Annotated in this window: 23 protein-coding genes; 4 read left to right on the top strand and 19 right to left on the bottom strand. The window is 42.5% G+C overall.

Translation table 11 applies throughout. The features are described from left to right. Together ACE4RR_RS15290 and ACE4RR_RS15285 are read left to right on the top strand one after the other, a co-directional pair. On the top strand, nt 1–257 hold a 257-nt coding region (locus ACE4RR_RS15290), incomplete at its 5' end, for a hypothetical protein (protein ID WP_375536300.1). Nucleotides 258–262: 5 nt separating this feature from the next. Beyond that, nucleotides 263–634, top strand: a complete 372-nt coding sequence (locus tag ACE4RR_RS15285; protein WP_375536299.1) for a TIGR04086 family membrane protein — start codon at nt 263–265, stop codon at nt 632–634. A gap of 66 nt (nt 635–700) precedes the next feature. On the opposite strand, the gene yajC is transcribed toward ACE4RR_RS15285, so the two are convergent. From yajC to safA, 11 genes are all read right to left on the bottom strand, one after another. Continuing rightward, entirely contained in the window at nt 701–955 is a 255-nt protein-coding gene (gene yajC, locus ACE4RR_RS15280; protein WP_375536298.1) for a preprotein translocase subunit YajC, read from the bottom strand. 34 nt (nt 956–989) lie between these two features. Continuing rightward, nucleotides 990–2,129: a tRNA guanosine(34) transglycosylase Tgt gene (gene tgt, locus ACE4RR_RS15275; protein WP_375536297.1), complete on the bottom strand. Its 1,140-nt coding sequence runs from the start codon at nt 2,127–2,129 to the stop codon at nt 990–992. Further along, nucleotides 2,101–3,168, bottom strand: a complete 1,068-nt coding sequence (gene queA / locus ACE4RR_RS15270) for a tRNA preQ1(34) S-adenosylmethionine ribosyltransferase-isomerase QueA (RefSeq protein ID WP_375536296.1) — start codon at nt 3,166–3,168, stop codon at nt 2,101–2,103. Before queA ends, tgt begins: the two co-directional genes overlap by 29 nt. Nucleotides 3,169–3,252: 84 nt before the next feature. Then, on the bottom strand, nt 3,253–3,471 hold the full coding sequence (locus tag ACE4RR_RS15265; protein ID WP_375536295.1) for a DUF2905 domain-containing protein: 219 nt from the start codon (nt 3,469–3,471) through the stop codon (nt 3,253–3,255). Beyond that, nucleotides 3,464–4,468, bottom strand: a complete 1,005-nt coding sequence (gene ruvB / locus ACE4RR_RS15260; RefSeq protein ID WP_375536294.1) for a Holliday junction branch migration DNA helicase RuvB — start codon at nt 4,466–4,468, stop codon at nt 3,464–3,466. Before ruvB ends, ACE4RR_RS15265 begins: the two co-directional genes overlap by 8 nt. A gap of 41 nt (nt 4,469–4,509) precedes the next feature. Then, complete coding sequence (gene ruvA / locus ACE4RR_RS15255; protein WP_375536293.1) at nt 4,510–5,118, bottom strand: Holliday junction branch migration protein RuvA; 609 nt, start codon at nt 5,116–5,118, stop codon at nt 4,510–4,512. 88 nt (nt 5,119–5,206) lie between these two features. Continuing rightward, nucleotides 5,207–5,488 carry a BofC N-terminal domain-containing protein gene (locus ACE4RR_RS15250; protein ID WP_375536292.1) on the bottom strand — a complete coding sequence of 94 codons (282 nt, stop codon included), beginning with the start codon at nt 5,486–5,488 and terminating at the stop codon, nt 5,207–5,209. A 59-nt stretch (nt 5,489–5,547) separates the two neighbouring features. Next, on the bottom strand, nt 5,548–6,300 hold the full coding sequence (locus ACE4RR_RS15245; RefSeq protein WP_375536291.1) for a YebC/PmpR family DNA-binding transcriptional regulator: 753 nt from the start codon (nt 6,298–6,300) through the stop codon (nt 5,548–5,550). A 114-nt stretch (nt 6,301–6,414) separates the two neighbouring features. Continuing rightward, nucleotides 6,415–7,077 (bottom strand): YhcN/YlaJ family sporulation lipoprotein, encoded by a 663-nt coding sequence (locus ACE4RR_RS15240; RefSeq protein WP_375536290.1) that lies wholly within the window; start codon nt 7,075–7,077, stop codon nt 6,415–6,417. 102 nt (nt 7,078–7,179) lie between these two features. Then, a complete protein-coding gene (locus ACE4RR_RS15235; protein WP_375536289.1) occupies nt 7,180–7,755 on the bottom strand; it encodes a hypothetical protein in 576 nt (191 codons plus the stop codon). 5 nt (nt 7,756–7,760) lie between these two features. Next, on the bottom strand, nt 7,761–8,201 hold the full coding sequence (gene safA, locus ACE4RR_RS15230) for a SafA/ExsA family spore coat assembly protein (RefSeq protein ID WP_375536288.1): 441 nt from the start codon (nt 8,199–8,201) through the stop codon (nt 7,761–7,763). 271 nt (nt 8,202–8,472) lie between these two features. On the opposite strand from safA, the gene ACE4RR_RS15225 reads away from it, so the two are divergent. Then, entirely contained in the window at nt 8,473–9,018 is a 546-nt protein-coding gene (locus ACE4RR_RS15225; protein ID WP_375536287.1) for a transcription repressor NadR, read from the top strand. 31 nt (nt 9,019–9,049) lie between these two features. Here ACE4RR_RS15225 and pheA read toward each other — a convergent pair whose 3' ends face one another. The 4 genes from pheA to ACE4RR_RS15205 form a co-directional block, all read right to left on the bottom strand. Next, nucleotides 9,050–9,937, bottom strand: coding sequence for a prephenate dehydratase (pheA, locus tag ACE4RR_RS15220; RefSeq protein ID WP_375536305.1), 888 nt, complete (start codon nt 9,935–9,937; stop codon nt 9,050–9,052). Between the two features lie 39 nt (nt 9,938–9,976). Next, nucleotides 9,977–10,429 carry an ACT domain-containing protein gene (locus ACE4RR_RS15215; protein ID WP_375536286.1) on the bottom strand — a complete coding sequence of 151 codons (453 nt, stop codon included), beginning with the start codon at nt 10,427–10,429 and terminating at the stop codon, nt 9,977–9,979. Nucleotides 10,430–11,067: 638 nt separating this feature from the next. Next, nucleotides 11,068–12,351, bottom strand: a complete 1,284-nt coding sequence (gene obgE, locus ACE4RR_RS15210) for a GTPase ObgE (RefSeq protein WP_375536285.1) — start codon at nt 12,349–12,351, stop codon at nt 11,068–11,070. A gap of 9 nt (nt 12,352–12,360) precedes the next feature. After that, on the bottom strand, nt 12,361–12,891 hold the full coding sequence (locus tag ACE4RR_RS15205) for a Spo0B C-terminal domain-containing protein (RefSeq protein ID WP_375536284.1): 531 nt from the start codon (nt 12,889–12,891) through the stop codon (nt 12,361–12,363). Nucleotides 12,892–13,053: 162 nt separating this feature from the next. Here ACE4RR_RS15205 and ACE4RR_RS15200 point away from each other — a divergent pair, with 162 nt between their 5' ends. Then, nucleotides 13,054–13,299, top strand: coding sequence for a hypothetical protein (locus tag ACE4RR_RS15200; protein WP_375536283.1), 246 nt, complete (start codon nt 13,054–13,056; stop codon nt 13,297–13,299). 162 nt (nt 13,300–13,461) lie between these two features. Here the strand turns inward: ACE4RR_RS15200 and hemY are convergent, their stop codons facing one another. From hemY to ACE4RR_RS15180, 4 genes are all read right to left on the bottom strand, one after another. Continuing rightward, a complete protein-coding gene (gene hemY / locus ACE4RR_RS15195; protein WP_375536282.1) occupies nt 13,462–14,847 on the bottom strand; it encodes a protoporphyrinogen oxidase in 1,386 nt (461 codons plus the stop codon). A gap of 16 nt (nt 14,848–14,863) precedes the next feature. Further along, on the bottom strand, nt 14,864–15,796 hold the full coding sequence (gene hemH, locus ACE4RR_RS15190; RefSeq protein WP_375536281.1) for a ferrochelatase: 933 nt from the start codon (nt 15,794–15,796) through the stop codon (nt 14,864–14,866). Between the two features lie 13 nt (nt 15,797–15,809). Continuing rightward, on the bottom strand, nt 15,810–16,847 hold the full coding sequence (gene hemE / locus ACE4RR_RS15185) for a uroporphyrinogen decarboxylase (RefSeq protein WP_375536280.1): 1,038 nt from the start codon (nt 16,845–16,847) through the stop codon (nt 15,810–15,812). Nucleotides 16,848–17,022: 175 nt separating this feature from the next. After that, nucleotides 17,023–19,173, bottom strand: coding sequence for a transglycosylase domain-containing protein (locus ACE4RR_RS15180; protein ID WP_375536279.1), 2,151 nt, complete (start codon nt 19,171–19,173; stop codon nt 17,023–17,025). Nucleotides 19,174–19,224: the final 51 nt, after the last annotated feature.

Here is a 19,224-nt window from a genome sequence, read left to right as displayed (position 1 = left end):
AAATGCATATGACACGCAACTCCTATCCTTTCTTGTTTCTCGACAATTCAAGTATAAAGGATAAAGGAGCTTGCGTGTTTTTTATGCGTGATAATTGTTTCAAAACCCCAACATTTATTGTAGAGCCTTTTTTCATATGGATTAATCCTTTAATAAGAGTGATCGTTCATCAGTATAAAAATATGACTTTATCTTCTAAAGCGGCAATGTTGTCCATATATTTGAAGAAAGAGCGGATATTTGAGGGGGGAGAGTGAAGGAAATGAGAACAAAAACAGCAAGCATCGGTTATGGATCAGCTGTCACATTAATTCTTCTGCTTAGCTTCGGTTTATTAATATCATTGCTGCTGCGCTTTACATCTCTTTCAGAGCAATGGTTGTATTGGCCGATGATTATTTGTTCTGTTATTTCGTTTTTAATAGGAGGAATAGTAGCAGGAGTGAAATCAAAAGAAAAGGGATTAATGGCCGGCATGCTGGCTGCTGCTATGGTATGTTTTATAATTTTAGCATTTCAATATCTTGGATTAGAAACATCGAGCTCTCTCGAGCAGGGGATATTATTTCTAATATTTTTACTCTCCTCCGGAGCAGGAGGAGCGCTCGGTGTCAATACTGTTTCCGCATCATAATAAAGCAGGGACCTCCCCCAAAATGGGAGATCCCTGCTTTTTATGTACCAGCAATGAAGACAGGAATCAGTCTCCATTGACAACTTCTCGTACAGAGTTACGATCAAAAGTTAATTTTTGAGCACCATCTGTGATAACAACCACTTTATTCTCATCGATTGCATCGATGGTACCGTGAAGACCGCCGATCGTAATAATTTGATCACCTTTTTGAAGGTTTGCATGCATTTCACGGACTTGCTTTTGGCGCTTTTGCTGCGGGCGGATCAGTAAAAAGTAAAAGATGGCAAACATAAGCACCAGCATGATAATCGCTTCCATTTATTTCCCTCCCCTCAAGAAGTACTAACAGTCATTAAAAGTTTTTAGCGTTCGGCCTATTAAAGCCGTATGCTTCAAAAAATTCTTCCCGAAAATCGAGAAGCCGGTCTTCTTTTATAGCCTGTCTCACGTTCTCCATTAATTTTAACAGGAAATAGAGATTATGGTAAGAAGTAAGCCGAAAACCAAATGTTTCATTTGCTTTTACCAAATGCCGGATATAGGCCCTTGAAAAATTCTTACAGACGTGGCATGAGCATTTTTCATCGATCGGCTGAAAATCCCGGGCAAATTTAGCATTTCTTATCACCAGCCGGCCGCTGCTTGTCATACACGTTCCATTCCTCGCAATTCGTGTGGGCAGTACACAATCAAACATGTCTATTCCTCTAATTGCACCATCAATGAGTGAATCTGCAGAACCTACTCCCATTAAATAACGAGCCTTGTTCTCAGGCAGCAGTGGTGTAGTAAATTCAAGCACCCGATTCATTATATCTTTTGGTTCTCCCACAGAGAGACCGCCTATAGCATAACCCGGGAAATCAAGGGAAATCAATTCCTGAGCTGATTGTTTCCTTAATTCTTCATATTCTCCTCCCTGTATAATTCCAAACAAAGCCTGATCCTCTGTCTTATTATGCGCCTCCAGGCACCGCTCAGCCCACCTGGAAGTTCTTTCTACTGAGGCTTTCATATATTCTCTCTCAGCTGGATACGGCGGACACTCGTCAAATGCCATCATTATATCAGGGCCGAGTGAATTTTGAATTTTCATCGCCTTTTCCGGTGATAAAAATAATTTTTCTCCGCTGATATGATTACGAAAATGAACTCCTTCTTCTCTAATATCACGCAGTTTACTTAAGCTGAAGACCTGAAAACCGCCGGAATCAGTGAGAATAGGTTTATCCCAGTTCATGAATTTATGCAGTCCGCCGGCCTCCTCTACAATATCCTCGCCCGGCCGGAGCCAGAGGTGATACGTATTGCTCAAAATAATTTGAGCATCCATTTGCTTCAGTTCCTCCGGACTTAACGTTTTGACAGTGGCAAGTGTACCAACCGGCATAAAGATAGGGGTTTCAATTTCCCCATGAGGAGTATGAAGCTTGCCCAGCCTTGCTCCAGACTGTCTGCATGTCTTAATGTGCTCGTAAGTAACTGCCGCCATGAGATAAACTTCCTTTCATTATTAACATAGCATCTCCAAAGCTGAAAAAGCGGTATTCTTTCTGCACGGCTTCGTTATAGGCAGCCAGAATTCGTTCTCTGCCGGCAAGGGCACTGACCAGCATAACAAGAGAGGATTTGGGGAGATGAAAATTTGTAAGCAGCGCATCGATCCCCTGAAACCTGTAACCAGGGTATATAAATATGTCGGTCCAGCCGCTGCCTTCCTCATAGCTGCCATTGTGTTTGGAGGCAATTGTTTCAAGCGTCCGAGCAGAAGTGGTACCAACGGCTGCTATTCTTGCACCGTTTTTTCTCACTTTGTTCAAGAGATCAGCTGTTCCCGAACTCATTTGATAAAATTCTTCATGCATATGATGTTCTTCTACGTTCTCAGCAGCCACCGGCCGGAATGTACCGAGGCCGACATGCAGAGTAATGGTTGTAACATGGATCCCTTTATTTTTCGCTTTTTCTAAGAGGTCTTTTGTAAAATGAAGCCCTGCAGTCGGTGCTGCAGCAGAGCCGTCTTGCCGCGCGTAAACCGTTTGATAGCGTTCTTTGTTATCAAGCTTTTCTTTAATGTAAGGAGGCAGCGGCATCTCCCCCAGCTTTTCAAGCACCTCAAGAAAAACTCCACTGTATCGGAAACTTACTTTTCTTCCCCCATGCTCAAGCTCCCCAGTGCATTCCGCTGTCAAATCTCCATTTCCAAAATGGATAATTGTCCCCGGCTTCACTCGTTTAGCGGGCTTTACAAGCGTTTCCCATTCATCCCCATTCAGTTGTTTCAACAGGAGAACCTCTACTTTAGCTCCCGTTTCCTTTTCACCGATCAACCTTGCAGGAAGTACCCTTGTATCATTAAGCACCAGGCAGTCCCCTTTTTTCAGATAATCTAGAATCGAAGAAAAGCTCTGATGCGCCAATTTATTGTTATCTGGGTCAAGGACAAGCAGCCGGGAGGCATCCCTTTTTTTTAAAGGTTTCTGCGCTATCAATTTTTCTGGGAGATAATAATCAAAGTCGTCCACTCTCATTTATAGTCACCTTTGCTTTAACTTAAAATTTAATATGTAAGCATCCTTACTAATGTACAAAAAAAAACGGCCGCTGGCAAGAAATCAGCGAAACCGTCCTATAATAAAAAATAGTAAGGATAGAACGATGCTTATAACGATGGACGTTACTATCGGAAAATAGAAAGTTGAATTCTCATTTTTTATAATAATGTCACCAGGCAGCTTCCCCAGGGAAATAAATTTCCCTCCAAACTGCCAGAGAACTCCAAATACTATGAGCGCTGCCCCAATTCCGATAAGCAGTTTTGGAATCTCATTCATCCTGGGATACCTCCAGTCCTAAATGAGTATAAGTCTGAGGAGTTACCATTCTTCCTCGAGGAGTTCTAATTAAAAATCCAATCTGCATTAAGTATGGCTCATAGACATCTTCAATCGTATTTGATTCTTCCCCAATCGCAGCTGCGATTGTATCAACACCGACCGGCCCTCCTCTAAATTTCTCTATAATACTTGTCAAAAGCTTATGATCAATATGATCCAATCCAAGCTTATCTACCTGGAGTTTTTCAAGAGCGTTATCTGCGAGCTCTTTCGAGACCTTCCCATCACCCTGCACTTGGGCAAAATCACGTACTCTGCGAAGGAGACGGTTTGCAATGCGAGGAGTCCCCCTCGACCGTCGTGCCATTTCCAACGCTGCATCCTTTTCCATTGATACCTGCAGGAGTTCACTACTTCGTTCAATAATAAAACTGAGTTCAGCTTCGTTATAATATTCAAGGCGGAGATGAACTCCGAACCGGTCCCGCAGCGGTGCAGAGAGCATGCCTGCTCTCGTTGTTGCTCCTACCAGTGTAAAAGGTGGAAGATCTAAACGTACTGATCTAGCTGTGGCTTCCTTTCCAATGACAATATCAATGCAGAAGTCCTCCATAGCCGGGTAGAGAACTTCTTCTACTGCACGGGGAAGTCTGTGGATTTCGTCAATAAATAGTACATCGCCCGGTTCGAGTGCAGTTAAAATGGCTGCCAGATCACCAGCTTTTTCAATAGCTGGACCGGATGTGGTTCTAATACTAACCCCCATTTCATTGGCTATAATCATTGCAAGCGTCGTTTTCCCTAATCCAGGAGGTCCGTGCAGAAGCACATGATCGAGTGATTCTTCCCGCAGCCTCGCTGCTTCAATGAACACCTTCAAATTTTCTTTTACTTTCTCCTGACCGATATATTGTGAAAACTCCACTGGTCTGATACTGCCTTCAAGCTGCGCTTCAGCTCCAAGTGCTTCCTGGGATACTACTCTTTCTTCCATCGCTTCAGCATCACCTGCTCCCCTTTATATATTTCAGCATGTTATGAGGTAAGCATCCACTGTAATGCTTTTCTGACGTATTCATCTGCGCTTAATTTTTCTTGCTTCAGCTTCGGTTTTACTTTTGTAATTTCTTTTTCCATATACCCTAGTGCCCTTAATGCTTCTAATGCTTCCTCAAGTGAATTTTCTTCAGTTCCATCTCCAGCCTCGGAAGTATGGTGCACACTGCTCTGATTATCTGATAATTCATCAGTGTGTAATTTTCCTTTCAAATCTAAGATCATCTGCCTGGCAGTCTTTTTCCCGACTCCCGGAAATTTCACGAGAAATGATTCATTTTCTTCTTCAATAGCCTGTACTACCTGCGCCGGCGCTCCGGCAGCAAGTATCGCCAGCGCTCCTTTTGGTCCAATTCCAGACACTTGAAGTAGCTGTTCAAATAAGCTTCTTTCCTTACGTGAAACGAAACCATACAGCCTCAACGCATCTTCTTTGACATACTGGTATGTAAAAACTGTAATCTCTGCCTGCTCCTTCTTAAAAACGAAAGGATTTGCACAGTGTACTAAGTAGCCAATTCCTCCAACATCAAGGGTCAATGTCTCTCCCTCAATGTGTGTCAATTTCCCTCGTATAAATTCGATCAAAGCTTTCCCTACTTTCTTCGTAAAAAAAAACGAACGTGCTTTCCTCTATCATAGCAAAAGTTTAGTTCTAATAAAAATGAAAAAATCATCAATTTGGATGATTTTTCCTAAAGAAAATAGTATCATTTGTCATATTTATTAATTCATACTCTTCATATTCACTCCAAAAATCATCCACTGACCATACTTCTTTAACTTCCTTTGAAGTGGTCACTGTGCCATCAGGATGCTCTGTTTCCAGAATAATATCATAACTCATCGGACTGCCCGTACTCCATGATTCATCCTTTTGCCCACTGGCATGAGCGTTTATGGAAATTATACCCACAGTTAAAATGACAGCTGAGAAACTCATTAATAGATGCTTCACGTAAATCACTCCTTTGTTACATCAGCATTTCCTATAACAAAGGGTTTTAACCACAAAAGTTATTCCATGTTCATTGCCGCTAGCTGCGTGTCTGTCGGTTCGAAATTATGATGAACATTTTGAACATCATCGTTGTCTTCTAGCATATCTATGAGACGGATCATTTTTTTTGCTTCTTCATCGGATAGTTCCGCTATCGTCTGAGGAATCATTGTTATATCTGCCTCTTGAAGATTATGTCCGTTATTTTCCAAATAGCTTTTCACTTTTTCGAATTGCTCTGGCTCAGCGGTAATGATTATATCTCCATCAACCGATTCAAACTCTTCCGCGCCGGCCTCAATCGCCTCAAGCATTAAATTATCTGGATCATCTTCTGAATTTTTCAAAAGCAGCCGGCCTTTTCGGTTAAAAATAAAGGAAACACAGCCATTTTCACCAAGGTTTCCGCCATTTTTTGAAAACGCAAGGCGGACATCTGCAGCCGTTCGATTTTTGTTTTCCGTTAGAGCATGCACCATCACAGCGGCTCCGCCTGGTCCGTAACCTTCATATGTAATTTCCACATAGTTATCTGTACTGGAGTCTCCTGCCGCTTTTTTTATCGTCCGCTCGATATTATCACTTGGAATATTTTCTGATTTTGCTTTTGAAAGGGCCATTCTTAATCGTGAATTCACTGCCGGGTCTTCTCCGCCTTCCCGCACAGCAGCAAAAATCTCTTTTGAAAGCTTTGTAAAGATTTTAGCTCTTTTGGCATCCTGACTCTCTTTTCTTCTTTTTATGTTATTCCATTTTGAGTGTCCAGCCATAAATTGATCCTCCTCATCGTAACTTCCCTGCTGTCTTTCATTATTATACAGGTGAGAAGCATCACGCAATAAATATACAAAAAAATACCCGGAAATTCTTCCGGGTATTATTTTTTATCGATCCTCAAATGGTCTTCTGGCAGCATTGCCAAGATCGCTGACCATGTCATTGATAGTATCTCCGGCTTCTTCAAGTTCTAAGCCGCCGTTTCTTAAACCTTCATCAATGTTGCGAAGTTCTCCATATTGTTCTTCATCAGTAGTCACATGAACTTCTTTATCATCATTCAATGCGTCTTCTACTCTTTTCTTAATGTCGTCAGCTAATTTCTTGGCTTTTTCTTCATCGTCATACGTGTCGATTCCAATGAGGACGTCATTATCACGAACGACTGCTGTTGCATCGTCTACGCCATCCATGTCTTCAACATTTTCTACAATCTTGTCAGCCATGTCACTCGAATAACCGTTAGCTGCAGTATCGCCATCATTAACGTTTAGCATACCGCGCTCACCGACCATTCCCTGTCTGTCGCCAATTTCTCCGCGATTACGGGTATCAGCACGATCATGATTTCGACGGTCATCTACAGTCATCATATCTGTAATTGGTCCTTCCCCACGATCATTATCACGACCATCATACCTGTTAGAATAGTTAGTGTTCATATTGTCGTTATAACCATCGTAGCGGGCAGGGGATCCCATTTCTTCCCCATTATCACCATTACCGCCGCAGCCTGCAAGACCACCTGCAATAATCGAAAATGCAGTCATTGTTAACGCAAATTTTTTCATTAATAAAAACCTCCTTTCACTCTATAGGGTGAGTCAAGGAGGTTTATTTTAAGCTGTTATTTGCAGGGAAGTGAGGGAATTTTACTTCCTGTTGTTGTTATTATTATGAAAATGGCTGCTCATCCAAGGGTTATACATACCTCCTGGAGAATTTTGTTCCATAGAGGAATTTTGCCCCTCCATTCCCATTTGTTCTTGATTATTATCTTGATTTTCTGAATGAGAATAAGGCATTTGATTCTGCTCATAATAAGGATTAGGCATCATTTCATTCATCGGGGACATCATTCCCTGTACTCCGTTGCCATAAGGTCCATAATTCTGCGCATTCATCATCCCGTGAGGTGGTAAAGGCTGGCCGCATGATGCGCATCCAGGCATGATTGGAGATATAGGATAACATTGGCCCTGCGGCATCATATTCATATTATATGGCATCATTGGCATTGGTGGTGGAGGAGGCATCGGTGACATATGCTGCATATTAGGTTTATATTGGCCTTGAACATTGTTGTTTTCTTCCATTGGCTGTACGGTATCTTTCATTTTCGGTTTTATCATTTGTTTAGATTGTATTTGCTCCTTCGACAATTCCTGCTGCGGCTTTATCTCTTTAGGCTGCGCCGGAGCAGATGGTTTATACATATTTACATTCATATTGTTTAGCTGCTGCTTTGATGGAGCATATGCTGGTTTTTTTCTGCTGCTTTCGGCTTGATTGGCATACTTGGCTTTTCTTGAGGTGCTTTTTGATCAGACTTTATCTTTGCCTCTACCTTTGCCTGTACTTTCGGCTTCATCTTTGGCTGTACCTTTGGTTTCATTTTTGGTTGTACTTTCGGTTTCATCTGAGGCTTTACTTCTTTAGGCTGCTCTTTTGGTTTGGAAACTGGTTGTTCTTTTACTTTCTCTTTTACTTGCTCCTTCACATATTCTTTTTTGACCGGCACGCCCTTGGCAGGTATTTTAATTTTCATGCCAGGCATTATTTGATCAGGATTGGCAAGGTGCCCATTTGCTTTTTTTACTTCTTCAAAATCAACCTGATATTGTTTTGACAGCTTCCATAAAGTGTCCCCTTTTTGTACAATGTGAATCTGCATTGCTGTACCTCCCCTGATATTTATTAAACATATATGTCCTCATAAGATCTTCGTACCATTCTCTATGGCAAGCATATGATTGAAAACAGCATTCTATGACAGCCCAAGTACCGCTTGTCTTTCTGTTCATGAAAAGAAATATCATGTAAACTAAAGCTTATAAGGGGAACTCGGACTGGGCTCCAGATCCAAATGTAGAGCCTTAGCTTTTTTATATGATATAGGTATCCTTATAATGAAAAAACTTATTTAAAATCAGGGGGCAGTGGGAATGTCAGTAAAAAAGGAAATGAAGGTATTAGGAGAAGATAGACGAAAACTCCTGCTCGATTGGCTGCTGAAATCTGAGAAGCCTATAACAGGAAGTGAGCTTGCTGCACGCACGAAAGTAAGCAGGCAGGTTATTGTACAGGACATTTCACTATTAAAAGCAAGGGGTAACCACGTGCTTGCCACCTCTCAAGGATATATGATGATTCCCGAGCAGCAGAAGGATGCCATTAGAAAAACTTTGGCATGCTTTCACCGCCCTGAAGCAGAGGTAACCAGAAATGAACTTTACACAATCGTCGATAAAGGTGCAGTCGTAGTGGATGTATCTATTGAGCATCAAATTTACGGAGAATTAACAGCGTTACTCATGCTATCGAGCCGAAGAGATGTTGACCGTTTTATTAAAAACGTGAGGGATACAAATGCTTCACTCCTGTCTGAACTAACGGACGGCACTCACCTCCACACAATAGAGGCGCCTTCTCAGCATATTATTGATGAAACCGAAGCGGCTTTAAAAGAAAAAGGCTATTTATTGACATAGGAAACGTTGGACAAAAAAAGTCCTGCACCAATTATTTGGATACAGGACTTTTCGTGGTTTCTTTTAAATCTGCACCGCTAAAACAGGGATAACTCCCGAGTGTGCGCACTCCACAGCCGAGCGCTTCCAGCTCAGCAATAACACCAGGAAGCAATACCGTATCCATCGCTTCCTCAACATCAATTATAAAGAAATAATTACCAATACCCGTCTTCATCGGCCTGGATTCGATTTTCGTAAGATTCAGCTTTCTCCACGCAAATGCTGACAATACTTGATGGAGCGCTCCAGAAAAATCCGACGGCAGCGTCACCATTAATGTGGTCTTGTAATTATCCCACTGTTCTAAATCCAAATTGTGAGCCTGCGTATTCTTTGTTACACAGACAAACCTCGTATGATTGTTATCATAATCGTGAATGTTCTCTCTTGCACAGGTAAGGCCGTATTTTTCCGCAGCTAGTGTGTTCGCAATTGCTGCCCCGTTTACATCCGGATTATCCGCAATCTCTTTTGCAGCCGCGCTGGTTGAATTCGTATAATGAATATCTGCGTCCGGGAGAAACGCAGCAATAAAATCATGACATTGAGCAATAGCATGAGGATGAGAATAAATGTCTGTTACGTTCTCCCAAGCATCTGCCCGTTCGGGAACAATAAGTAATTGCTGCTCGATAGGCACGGTTACTTCTCCGATTATAGGGAGCTGCTGCTTATGAATAAGGTAATCTAATGTCATGTTTACAGAACCTTCAATCGCATTTTCAAGAGGCACCACCGCTACGTCCACTTCATTTAAGGAAACCGCGTCCATACAGGCAGGGATAGTAGGGTATGCTTGTTTTCCACCTTCTGGATATACTGCTCTTGCCGCAGCTTCCGAAAAAGTACCCTCAGGACCTAAATAACCAACTCGCACTGTCATGCCATCCACTCCTTCTCTCTATTAAAACGCCTATTACAATGAACCTGAACCTACAATTTCAGCATTTTCAACTGCCTGCATGGATTGTATTCGATTCACCAAGTCTCTTATTTCCATAGTAAGTGCAGAGGTGTCTACAGTCAGTGTCACATTCGCTCTTCCTTGCAGCGGTATCGTTTGGTTGATCGTAAGCACATTTGAGTTTGCGCCGGCAACTATTCGCAATAACTCGGACAATGATCCTGATTTGTCAGTAAGCTGTATGGATAAGGTTATAATCTTTTCTTTAATCATTGTATGAAATGGAAATATTGCATCTCTATATTTATAAAAAGCACTGCGGCTCAATTCCACCGTCTGGACAGCTTCCGCAACTTTTTGAGCTTTACCGCTTTCAAGAAGCAGTTTCGCATCAAGTGTTTTTTGCATGGCTTCAGTCAACATATCCTGACGTACTAAATAAAAGTTGTCAATTTTATCTGCCATAATCTCACCACCGCAAACACTCACCCTCTTAATAAAATACTGCACTGATTATACATTATAAAGTTGCGTAAACTTTTTGACAATGTTTAAAAAGAAAAACTTGGCATATTGCTGCAATTGTTCAACCTTATAAATGCCCCCCTGCTTCCTCAAGGTGCCCGCCCTTAAGAAAGAATACGTACCTTCTTCAGTGCACGGTACTTTTGAAAAAAGATAATAAATGAGACTGTCCCAAAATGACGTTTGGTAACAGCCTCTCTTCAAATACGAATGAAAAGTACTTAATTGAATGAATTTCAAAAGTTAATTTCACAACAATATTTACGAATATTAAAAGATATTTTATTTATATCATTCGATTTGAGCTTCAGGCAAACGCTTTCCGTGGGCTTGGCCTCAGCCTCCTCAGCAGCAAAAAAGCTGCCTGCGGGGTCTTCACCTCAAGCTATTCCCGCGACGCACACGAGGTGCTAGTGTCGATGTTGGCCACAGGACGTTGCCGGTTTTAATCGACCTGGAGTCGTTGCCTTTCGCTACATTCAAAATGTTCGTGTTTTATATTCTGAATAGCACGTATGATATTCATTCAATTAATTTATAAAAAGTCGAATTGCTGATTATTGATCTTGAATTACCGTCTATTCTATAAACTCGAATTCAAAATCGAGAAGTCTAACTGTGTCTCCATCTTTTGCGCCTTTCTCACGTAAAGCTGCATCAATTCCCATTCGACGCATTCTTCTAGAAAACCGCTTGACTGATTCATCTCTGGTCATATCAGTCATTTTAAATAATTTTTCAATCTCAGGTCCTGTTAATACATAGGCCCCGTCATCATCCCGTTCAATTCGAAAAGGTTCATCGGATGCTTCGTATCGATATACAACCCGCTGTTCCTCTTCTTCATCATTATATAAAGGAAACTCAGGAGTATCTTCAAGTAATGAAGCAGTTTCACGGAGTAATTCTTTAAGGCCATGCCTGGTTAAAGCTGAAACAGCGAAAACAGGCACCTCATTCTGCAGTTTTTCTTTGAAAGCAGCGAGGTTTTCTTCTGCTTCCGGCATGTCCATTTTATTGGCCATTATTATTTGCGGCCTTTCCATAAGACGCATATTGTATTGCTTGAGTTCCACGTTAATTTTTTGATAATCATCAAAAGGATCTCTTCCTTCTGCTGCAGACATATCTACCACATGAATGATGACTCTCGTCCTTTCAATGTGCCGCAAAAATTGATGTCCAAGACCAGTACCTTCATGAGCTCCCTCAATCAGCCCCGGCAGATCTGCCATTACAAAACTCTGTGAGTTGTCAACTTCTACTACTCCAAGGTTAGGTTTTAGAGTAGTGAAGTGATATTCCGCAATTTTAGGACGAGCCGCTGATACTACCGACAGCAGCGTGGATTTCCCAACACTAGGAAAACCTACGAGTCCGACATCCGCAAGAACCGTTAATTCAAGGTTAATATACCGATCTTCAGCCGGCTCTCCTTTTTCACTCAGCTCAGGAGCAGGATTAGCAGGAGTAGCAAACCTTGTATTCCCGCGGCCTCCCCGGCCGCCCTTTAGAATGACAGCCCGTTCCCGGTGCTTTGTTAAATCCGCGAGAACCTCTTTTGTGTCATCATCTATAATAGTCGTGCCCGGCGGCACCTTCATAATTAAATCTTCAGCATTTTTTCCGTGTTGATTTTTCGGGCGGCCATTCTCGCCTGCTTTTGCCTTAAAATGCTTTTGATACCGATAGTCCATTAATGTGCGCAGACCTTCATCGACTTCTGCTATAACATTCCCGCCTTTACCTCCGTCACCACCGGCAGGCCCTCCGTCAGGAACATATTTTTCACGTCGGAACGCAACCATGCCATCGCCGCCATCACCTGCTTTTACATACACCTTTACTTTATCTATAAACACCTTTTCACCTCATTTATTCATTACAACAAAGAATACTTCCTTTTCATTAACAACTTTATGATTTAATTTAATTCCACCATGAGTCTCAGCCATTTCCATCCAATCAATAAGCGTTTCTCTATCCTCAATTACACCTTGAAAATCAATTTCCAGATAAGGTGACTTATCGGTATGAAAAGTGAGCAGCAGCTCGTTCTCTCCCCCTGCCTTAACTGAATTTTCCAATTTGTTGAAAAAGCTGACGATAAACTGTTGCCATATATGTTCATAGTAAGAGCAGTCAGCAGTACCTCCGTGAACCTCCACATCAAGCGTAAACCAATGAGACTGCCAGTGAAAGGTAAGCAGGTACATCGCCAGTGAAGGTATGTTCAAATTCGTCAAACAGCTTTCATGCTCTGCTTTTCTTGACACTTCTTCAAGCACCTCGTATATTCTATCTATTCTGTTTAGGGCAAGGTTGCCTTTAATAATTTGGACAATATTCATCCAATCATGCCTTGAATGTCTTAAAAGATCGAGTTCTTTTTTTTCTTTCACATTGGGACACTCCTCACAGTTTTTCCGACTGAGGATAAATAATATTGTAACACAGACATATGAAGCCTCATACCTGCTAAAAAATAGCGGCTTGAATAATCTAGAAATTTTCGGACACGCTAAGTATCGTTACACTATACCATTTATTTGGAGGGTTTACTTATGGCAGAGCAAAACCAACAGATTCAGCAGGCACAACAGGCAATCCAGCAGGCGCAGCAGGCTATGCAGAATGCAGCCAATGATCCGCAGCAGCTTCAACAATGCGCACAGCAGCTGCAGCAGGCTGAGCAGCAATTACAGCAGGCACAGCAGCAAGACGATCAAAGCCAGCAAAAACAGCTGCAGCAGGTCCAGCAAGAGCTCCAGCAGGCACAGCAGCAGCTGCAGCAGGCTCAACAGCAGTAGTCTTCTTTTAATGGCATGTCCTGCCGGCCTAAAGTGGCCGGCTTAAATTTTGTTATGAAAGTGACATCTGTAATTCATTCAATAGAATAAATTGGCACCGCAGGATAAACCCCACGAGAAAAGACAGGATAGCAGTTCATGCTGCAGCCTGTCTTTTTGAAGTTATTCTTCAAGATCGAGAGCCTGATGCGCAGCCGCTTCCCCTTGATCAATACAATCAGGAAGGCCAACTCCATGAAAGGCAGCTCCAGTCAAAATAAGACCTGGATAAATTCTCTCTATACATGCTCTAATGTCCGCAATCTTTTCCTTATGGCCAACTTCATATTGCGGCATCGACTGTTCCCAACGAGTGATTCTAGAAAACAGAGGATCTCCTTTAATTTCTATTACATTGGATAAGTCCTTCATTACGGTACGTGAAATTTCTTCATCACTTTTATAAACAATGTCTTCTCCGTCAGGTTTTCCAACATAGCAGCGCAATAATGCTTTATCTGCTGGAGCTGTATGTTTCCACTTCAGGTGCGTAAATGTGCAGGCGGTAATAGTAAAGCCACTTTTTTTTGAGACAACAAAACCAGTGCCATGCTTTTTATTTTTAACTTGATCTTTTTCAAAGGCAAGTGCGGCCGTGGCCACAGTCGTGGCAGAAAATGTTTGAAGCTTTCGCTGAACTTCCTTGTTTTCAAGCATCCCGCCAGCAATATTAGGGGGCACAGAGGATATCACCTTATCGTATAATTCTTCATTTCCGTTGTAAAAGGTCACAGCATACCGGTTATCAATGCGCTCAATTCTTTTTACAGTAGTGTTCTTATGGACAGAATTACTGTCTAAATTTTGTTCTAACGCATTTACAAAGGTCTGCAGGCCACCCTTTAATGATAAAAACATCGAGGGCTTTTTATTAGTTTTCTTCTGTGGTTCCCTGCCAGCTTTCATTCCTACAATAAGACTTCTATGGCGCTGCTCCACCTCTTTAAATTGTGGAAATGTGGACTGAAGGCTTAAGTTATTAATGTCCCCAGCGTAAATCCCCGATAACAACGGTTCAATTAAGTTATCAACCACTTCATTACCGAGCCTTCTTCTAAAAAATTTTCCGAGGGACTGATCCCCGTCAATTTTATTTTTAGGTAGAACTAAATCTGCTGCTGCCCGCAGTTTTCCGGCAGATGAAAAAAGGCCTGTCTTCAAAAAAGGGGTCCATTCCGTAGGGATTCCCATAATGGCTCCTGAAGGAATAGGGTAAAGTTTTTTTCCTTTTAATACATATGCCTGACCGGCGCTGTTTGAAAGTAGCTGATCTTCAAGTCCAACCTCCTTTGCCAGTCTTGCAGCGCTTTCTTTTCTGGCCAAAAAAGAATCTGGTCCTCGTTCAATCACGAACCCATCTGTATAATCTGTGGAAATTTTACCGCCCAGCTTTGCACTGCTTTCAAATAAATCATATGAAATGGTATATTGGGACGTTTTTTTTATTTTCTCTAAAAAATGAGCAGCTGCGAGACCAGTAATTCCCCCGCCTATAATTGCTACTTTCATCCATCATTCCCCGCTATCATTGGACTGTTTCATTCATTTTGGATTGAATAACATTTACAAGAGCCTGCAGAAATTCCGGCTTGGCATTGGGCATGTCCGGACGGAAGTAAGCTGCATTGACTTCATCAGCCGCCTGCCGGCACTCCACATCATTGTCATACAGGACTTCCAAATGATCTGCTACAAAACCGACAGGACAGTAGACGAATGCATCATATCCTTTTTTATGAAATAACTCCCTGGTCAAATCCTGAACATCCGGGCCAATCCACGGGTCAGGCGTATTCCCTTCACTCTGCCAGCCTATTTCATAATGTTTGACCTCCGCTTCTTCTGCAATTAATCTGGCTGTTTCCTTTAATTGCTCAGGATACGGGTCTCCAGCTGAAATAATTTTTTCCGGGAGGCTGTGGGCTGAAAAGATTACACAGGCAGTATCTTCATCTTCCACTTTATCCAGGGTACGCCTTACCTGGCCGGCCCAGTAAGAAATAAAAGCAGGCTCGTCGTACCAGCTTTCTACACAATGGATAACAGGGCCTCCGATTTTTTCAGACTCCTCTTTTGCCCTGCCATTATAAGATTTTACACTAAAAGTAGAAAAGTGAGGAGCCAGCACTATGCTGTATGCTTCCTGAATGCCATCCGCTTTCATTCTGGCAACTGCATCCTCAATAAACGGATCAATATGTTTTAAGCCTAAATAGACATGAAACTCTATATCATTGTACTGTTCATTTAATCTATCCTGCAGGCCATAGGCTTGTTCCTCAGTTATTTTTGCAAGCGGAGAGATGCCGCCGATTGCTTCATAACGGGAGACTAAATCTTCTAGTGCTTCCGAAGATGGCTTTCTCCCTCTGCGAATATGTGTATAGTATGTCTCTACTTCCTCAAGACTCCGTGGAGTGCCATATGCCATTACGAGTAATCCAAGCTTTTTTTTCATAAATCATACCCCCTTACGACCTCTTTGAATATTCATGCACAAACGCTGTTAATCTTTTCAGCGTTTCCGGCTTCACCTCTGGAAATACACCATGTCCAAGATTAAAAATAAACCGGTTCGACTTCATTCCCGCATCCAGGATAGGCTTGACCTTTTCTTCGATTTTTTCCCACGGTGCCAGCAGTAGGGAAGGGTCAAGATTACCTTGCAGTGTTTTTGTAATTCCAGCGGCCCGGGCTTCGTCTATGGACGTGCGCCAATCGAGGCCGATCACATCCAGCTCTAAATCATTCCATTCCTCCAGCAGGTGTCCCGCGCCGACTCCAAACATAATCAACGGTACTCCTTCACCTTTAAGCTTCTTAAAAATTGTATCCATGACAGGTTTTACAAATGTTATATAATCTTCTCTGTTAAGAGCACCCACCCAGGAATCAAAAATTTGAATCGCCTGGGCTCCAGCTGCAATCTGTGATTTCACATACGTAACCGTCATGCTCCCAAGCTTTTCCATCAATAAAAACCATGCCTCGGGATCAGCGTGCATAAACGCCTTTGTTTTATGGTAATTTTTCGAAGGTCCGCCCTCAATCATATAGCTTGCTAAAGTAAATGGAGCTCCGCTGAAGCTGATAAGCGGAACACTTAATTGTTTTCTTAAAAGGCTTATCGTATCTAACACAAATGGTACATCCTCTGACGGGGTAAGGTCCCCTAAACTTTCAACATCTTTTCTGCTATTAACTGGATTTGAAATCACCGGGCCGATCCCTGGTTTAATATCCACGTCTACACCAAGCGCGGGCAATGGAGTCATGATGTCCTTATAAAGAATTGCTGCATCGTTATTATATTGATCAACCGGCAGCTTAGTCACGTATGCGCAAAGCTCCGGGTCTCTTGTTATCTCAAACAATGAATATTTTTCTTTGATCTTTCTGTATTCCGGCTGTGACCTTCCAGCCTGCCGCATATACCAGACCGGAACATGTGAAGTGTCTTCTCCTCTGCAGGCCTTTAAAAAATTATTATTATATGTATTTACATCCATTGCCCTTTGCACTCCTTCTATTGCGGTAGCCTCTTTTGTCCACATTCATTTCCATTCCCTTTCTACCATACTCCTCTGCATTTGTCATGTACAGTGCTCGTTTGTAACGTTCAAAAATTAGAAAAGAAAAGCTGCCTGCGAAAAGTATTAACTCTTCACAGGGCAGCTTTTCCATTTATTGACTTCCGAATAACCCTCCGACAGAAACTTCTGCAACATTGGAAGGCTGTCCTTCTTCTTCAGTCTGAGGATTGTAAGGAACAATCATATATTCACGCAGGGAAAATACATTCACTCCTTCAATTGTATAGGAACCTTCTCCTTCCACTTCCGCGATTTCTTCTCCTTCTCCCTCAGTTACTTCGTAAATACGGTATTGGACGCGTTCATCATCCGAAGGAGTCCATTCCAGTTTCACATTCAATAATCCGGAGCCCTTAAAGCTGAGGGAAGCATCAAGATCATTAATACGTGCCATTTCGACTGGAGGGGCAAGATCCTGCACGTCTTCAGGCTGTGAGAAAGCCTGCTGAGTTCCGCTTTCATCCGGAACCTGATTCAAGATTTCTTTAAACAATCTCGTCGGGTAAGAGCTTCCGCCCTGCAGATACTGCTGTTCTGTCGTTTTGTCATACCCCATCCACAGTGCTCCGCTCCACTGCGGAGTAAATCCAGCAAACCAAGCATCCCTGGTGCCGCCTTCCACATCCAGAAATGATGTCGTTCCGGTCTTGCCGGCTAAAGCATATTCCGTATCACCCGATGAAGCGGTTCCTTCCTCGACTACATTTTCCAGCAGACGTGTCATATACCAGGCGGACTGTTTACTCATGACATCATCACTGACGGTTTCAGCTTCCCCGATCACTTCACCATTTCGATCTGTAATTTTACTAATAAAGAATGGCTCTACCTTTTTCCCGTTATTTGGAAATGTGGTATAGGCTTCCGCCAGCTCGAGCGGGGTCAGGCCTTCTGACAGGCCGCCGAGAGCAACGGCTAGTCCATTGTCCGTCACATCTAAATCAAGCTTTTCAAGCCAGTCTGTACTATCAGCTCCCATTTGATCATACAACCAAACCGCAGCAGTATTTGTTGATTCTGTTATAGCATCTGCCATAGAAATCTCACCACGGTATTCTCCATTTACATTTCTTGGGGAATAGCCATCATAATCTGTTTGTTCATCTTTTAGCATTGAATAAGGATGATAGCGTCCGGATTCAAGTGCTGGAGCATACACCGCCAGTGGCTTTATAACGGATCCTGGTTGTCTCGGCACTTCTACACGGTTCATTCCTCTGCGTACGTATTCTCTGCCCCCCTGCACAGCAGCTACTCCGCCACTCTTATTATCCATCATCACAAAAGCCCCTTCAATTCCTTCGGCACCTTCCGGAAAAGAATAGCCCTGTTGGAATAAGTCGTAGGAAGCCTGCTGCATCTCACTATTCATAGGCACTTCTATTTCATAGCCGCCCCTGTAAATTTCCTCAGCACTGATATTATATTTATCCTCTGCTTCATCAAGTAACATATCTACATACGTGTATAGACTTGGATTTGATTCAGAACGGTGCAGCTCCTGCGGCACTGTTCTTCCCTGATATGACGAGGCTTCCTCGGCTGTGATAAAACCATGACGCTCCATTACAGACAGTACAGTATTTCTTCGATCAGTCGCCCGTTCCGCGTCCTCCACCGGTGAATAATTACCCGGTGCTTTCGGTATTCCTGCAAGCAATGCGGCTTCATCAACAGTCAGATCTCCTACTTCTTTATTGAAATATGTTTCTGCAGCGGATTTAATTCCATAAGCTCCGTGTCCAAAATAAGTCTGGTTTAAGTAATAACCAAGAATTTCTTCTTTGCTGAATTTTCGTTCGAGCCCCATGGCTATCAATACCTCTTTAGTTTTCCTTAATACGGTCTTATCATTTGATAGAAAAGCATTTTTGGCCAGCTGCTGGGTAATTGTACTGCCCCCTTCTACTTTTGCTCCCGCCAGGATATCCCGGTAAAGGGCACGCAGAATTGCCCGCGGATCAATTCCCTGATGTTCATAAAAGCGGATATCCTCAATAGCTATAAACGCTTCCTGTACATGTTCGGGAATCTCTTCCACCGGCACCAAATCTCTATCTTCAGCGTATAATTCTCCAACTTTATCTCCGTCATCATTCACAAGAACCGTAGTTTCATTCATCACCAGCTTCTTTTCATCTATGGCTGCGGCTCCTATTACCACGGATGATAAATAAATCCCGGCACTAAGCAGCACGAATATAAGCACAACCACCGGCCAGAATATCCATTTATTTTTCATCACAAAAGTAACTCCTTATGTTTCATATTCATGGTGAATTAATAGTGAGTG

Origin of the sequence: Alteribacillus sp. HJP-4 (assembly GCF_042139015.1) — a bacterium.
GTDB lineage: Bacteria > Bacillota > Bacilli > Bacillales > Marinococcaceae > JBHIKY01.
This window is presented reverse-complemented; position numbering and strand designations above follow the sequence as displayed.

Excerpts from the sequence above, each read along its gene's own strand:
- hemY (WP_375536282.1), bottom strand. The coding sequence starts at position 14,847 with ATGAAAGTAGCAATTATAGGCGGGGGAATTACTGGTCTCGCAGCTGCT.
- ACE4RR_RS15240 (WP_375536290.1), bottom strand. The coding sequence starts at position 7,077 with ATGACTGCATTTTCGATTATTGCAGGTGGTCTTGCAGGCTGCGGCGGT.
- ACE4RR_RS15215 (WP_375536286.1), bottom strand. The coding sequence starts at position 10,429 with ATGGCAGATAAAATTGACAACTTTTATTTAGTACGTCAGGATATGTTG.
- ACE4RR_RS15200 (WP_375536283.1), top strand. The coding sequence starts at position 13,054 with ATGGCAGAGCAAAACCAACAGATTCAGCAGGCACAACAGGCAATCCAG.
- hemH (WP_375536281.1), bottom strand. The coding sequence starts at position 15,796 with ATGAAAAAAAAGCTTGGATTACTCGTAATGGCATATGGCACTCCACGG.
- safA (WP_375536288.1), bottom strand. The coding sequence starts at position 8,201 with ATGCAGATTCACATTGTACAAAAAGGGGACACTTTATGGAAGCTGTCA.
- tgt (WP_375536297.1), bottom strand. The coding sequence starts at position 2,129 with ATGGCGGCAGTTACTTACGAGCACATTAAGACATGCAGACAGTCTGGA.
- ACE4RR_RS15225 (WP_375536287.1), top strand. The coding sequence starts at position 8,473 with ATGTCAGTAAAAAAGGAAATGAAGGTATTAGGAGAAGATAGACGAAAA.
- ACE4RR_RS15285 (WP_375536299.1), top strand. The coding sequence starts at position 263 with ATGAGAACAAAAACAGCAAGCATCGGTTATGGATCAGCTGTCACATTA.
- ACE4RR_RS15265 (WP_375536295.1), bottom strand. The coding sequence starts at position 3,471 with ATGAATGAGATTCCAAAACTGCTTATCGGAATTGGGGCAGCGCTCATA.
- ACE4RR_RS15245 (WP_375536291.1), bottom strand. The coding sequence starts at position 6,300 with ATGGCTGGACACTCAAAATGGAATAACATAAAAAGAAGAAAAGAGAGT.
- queA (WP_375536296.1), bottom strand. The coding sequence starts at position 3,168 with ATGAGAGTGGACGACTTTGATTATTATCTCCCAGAAAAATTGATAGCG.
- ACE4RR_RS15180 (WP_375536279.1), bottom strand. The coding sequence starts at position 19,173 with ATGAAAAATAAATGGATATTCTGGCCGGTGGTTGTGCTTATATTCGTG.
- hemE (WP_375536280.1), bottom strand. The coding sequence starts at position 16,847 with ATGGATGTAAATACATATAATAATAATTTTTTAAAGGCCTGCAGAGGA.
- ACE4RR_RS15235 (WP_375536289.1), bottom strand. The coding sequence starts at position 7,755 with ATGAATGTAAATATGTATAAACCATCTGCTCCGGCGCAGCCTAAAGAG.
- ruvB (WP_375536294.1), bottom strand. The coding sequence starts at position 4,468 with ATGGAAGAAAGAGTAGTATCCCAGGAAGCACTTGGAGCTGAAGCGCAG.
- yajC (WP_375536298.1), bottom strand. The coding sequence starts at position 955 with ATGGAAGCGATTATCATGCTGGTGCTTATGTTTGCCATCTTTTACTTT.